Raw genomic sequence first — 1,724 nt, 5'->3', positions numbered from 1 at the left:
GTCGCGGAACTCCTGGGGATAGGGCTTGGGCACAGCTGGCATCCTTCCAGGCCGCCCGGCAGGGCAAGCCAGATCAGATGTCACCTACTCGTGCACCAGCCCCAATCGACGACGGTAACCCACGCATTGCGACTGGCGTGGTCGCCGCAGCCCTTCTCGCCGTCATCGGCGCAACAGCACTGCACTGGGCATCGATCAGCGATCTACTCGCCGTAGCGGCAAGAACTTCTTCGTCCTCTACCTGCTGTGCGCACTCGCGTATTCACGATTGTTCACCGGCTGGCACCGTTTCCTCGGAGTGCTCGTCTGCGCACCGCTGCTCGCCATCGCCGCAACAACCTTCGGTGCGCCACAACTCGTCTACGCTGCCCTCCTACTCGGCACGGGAATTGCATTGACTGCACTCCGATCGCGTGGACCCGCACGGATCGATCGTATGACCGACCCAAGGTGACGGGTCGGCGAGACTGCTTCTCGCTCCGGCGCAGTCGTCCGTTCTGGGCGGGAACAACAAGTGCGCTCGGCGTGGGTAGGCGGTCTCGTTGTCGATCGGGCACTCACTTACTGCCCGCGGCATTCACGTGTGCACACGCCGACCTCGCGCGGACCGCGGCGGGCGGCACTCGAATCAGGCGGGCGGAAACTGTGCTCTGGTCTGGAGCTGCTACGCCGACCACACTGCAAGCCTCGGCCGGCCGATCAACTCGGCGGCCTCGATCAGCCGGCCGAGAGCCCCGCGCGCAGCGCGGCGGTATGGAAGGCCCGCGCGGCGGTCCTGCTGTTGCTGTTGCGCGCACGTATGCGCAGGGGCTGCTGTCTGCCACGACGGCGGGAAACTCGCCAACGATCTGTCGTTGCCGCGGCTACGGGAGATGTGGATCGACGATCCCGCCGCCCGGGCTGACGCGACCGCGGCGTAGGCCCAAAACCGTGGCGAGCGCATCGCGCCGCTGGGTGCGCCGGTGTCGTCTCGCCGCGCCGGGATGGCATCGCCGAGGATTACGAGCCTTACGCGACCCCGACAACCTCCGGTCACTGGCGGGAGTCATCGAGACCCCAAATGAGGTGGTTCTCGACGCCGCGCTGCGCGACACCGGATACTTGTCGGACCCGGCTGCTGTGATGGACAGATGCTTGGCACCGCTGCTGCGCGCGGCCGCCGCGCAGTTCGCGCGTGAGACAACCTCTCTGGGGCATCGCGGACCATCCAGCCCGCTCATCATCGGGGCAGGCGCAGCCCAGGCCATGGCGCGCCGCTGGTCGACCAACCGCGTCACCACGATGACCGAACGGCACAACGCGCACATCGCCGCGACCACCGAGCTGCACGAGACACAGACCGCCGGGAAGATCGCGCTGATGAGCGCTCAGGCCACTACGAGAGCCTCTCTCACCGCGGAACTGGCCGCCCAACTCGTCGAGCAGAACACGCGCCGCGGCAGCCGGTATCGCAGGCTCGCCGCGTCCATTCGCGCGCTGGGCGGGCCACGGCCGCCCGCGCTCGCAGCCGAGAAGAACCGCGACTGGGGTCCCTCATGATCCCCGAGACCGCGGCATTACACGCCGCAGGAACTTAAACACCCGGCCAGTCCTCCACTGGCTGATCGAGTGACCTTTACGGGCTCTTCCTGATTCAGAGTGCGTGTAGGTGTTCTGCCAGGCCGCCGGAGTGGATGAGTGACCGCAAGATGTAGTGGTTGAGGTTGCGGAAGCCGAGCGCGATC

Annotated in this window: 1 protein-coding gene; it reads left to right on the top strand. The window is 66.8% G+C overall.

The genetic code is table 11. The annotated features are described in order from the left end of the window. Positions 1–930 precede the first annotated feature (930 nt). On the top strand, positions 931–1,539 hold the full coding sequence (locus IEW22_RS19730) for a hypothetical protein (RefSeq protein WP_188589088.1): 609 nt from the start codon (positions 931–933) through the stop codon (positions 1,537–1,539). Positions 1,540–1,724: the final 185 nt, after the last annotated feature.

The sequence above is a fragment of the Gordonia jinhuaensis genome (assembly GCF_014639795.1).
Lineage (GTDB): Bacteria > Actinomycetota > Actinomycetes > Mycobacteriales > Mycobacteriaceae > Gordonia_B > Gordonia_B jinhuaensis.
The sequence above is the reverse complement of the archived record's forward strand: the minus strand, read 5'-3'. Positions and strand labels throughout refer to the sequence as shown.